Annotated in this window: 1 protein-coding gene; it reads right to left on the reverse strand. The window is 63.7% G+C overall.

What is annotated here, in order from left to right; translation table 11 throughout:
- A partial coding sequence (locus ABE456_RS28550) for an immunoglobulin-like domain-containing protein (protein WP_346646913.1) occupies positions 1–355 on the reverse strand: 355 nt, incomplete at both ends.

Below are 355 nucleotides of genomic sequence, written 5' to 3' on the forward strand. Positions count from 1 at the left end.
CACGGTGTAAGTGATCACGCCACCTTCGGTGACGCTTGGCGAAGCAGTCAGGGTCGCGGTGGTGTTGTCGGTCGAATCGTTGATCGCGGTTTGGGCCGGGGTCGGGTTCGGGGTCAGCTGCTCGAAGTTGCCGCCCGTGGCGCTTTCGATGGTAACGCTGACCGTCGAACCGTTGTTGTAGACGTCGTTGGCCGGGGTCTGGAAGTCGACGCTGCCCTGGGTCTTGCCGGCTTCAACGGTGATGGTCTGGCCATTGGACAGGGTCACGGTCACCGCCGTCTGAGCCGGGTTGCTCAGGGTCACGGTGTAAGTGATCACGCCACCTTCGGTCACCGACGGGCTCGCCGTCAGGGTC

It is taken from the genome of Pseudomonas sp. TWI929 (assembly GCF_039673335.1).
Taxonomy (GTDB): domain Bacteria; phylum Pseudomonadota; class Gammaproteobacteria; order Pseudomonadales; family Pseudomonadaceae; genus Aquipseudomonas.